1 protein-coding gene is annotated in these 240 nt (G+C 65.4%); it reads right to left on the bottom strand.

Annotated features, from left to right (window positions below):
- The coding region (locus B8460_RS20690; RefSeq protein WP_048863512.1) for an IS5/IS1182 family transposase at positions 1-240 on the bottom strand (240 nt) is incomplete at both ends.

Raw genomic sequence — 240 nt, 5'->3', positions numbered from 1 at the left:
CATAGGCGCCGTCCGCGAACAGATGCTTGAGCCAGGGCCGCTGCTTGCGCACGCCGTCGAAAATGAGTTGCGCGCCCGCGCTGTCGGATATGTCGGCCGTCGTGAGATTCACCATCAGCAGACGTCCGTCGGTGTCCACCGCGACGTGCCGCTTACGTCCGACCGTCTTCTTTGCCGCGTCACAGCCTCGCGCTTTGCCGTGCGGGGCCTTGATCGTCTGGCTGTCCACAACGCCCGCAG

It is taken from the genome of Acidisphaera rubrifaciens HS-AP3, from assembly GCF_000964365.1.
GTDB classification, from domain to species: domain Bacteria; phylum Pseudomonadota; class Alphaproteobacteria; order Acetobacterales; family Acetobacteraceae; genus Acidisphaera; species Acidisphaera rubrifaciens.
This window is presented reverse-complemented; position numbering and strand designations above follow the sequence as displayed.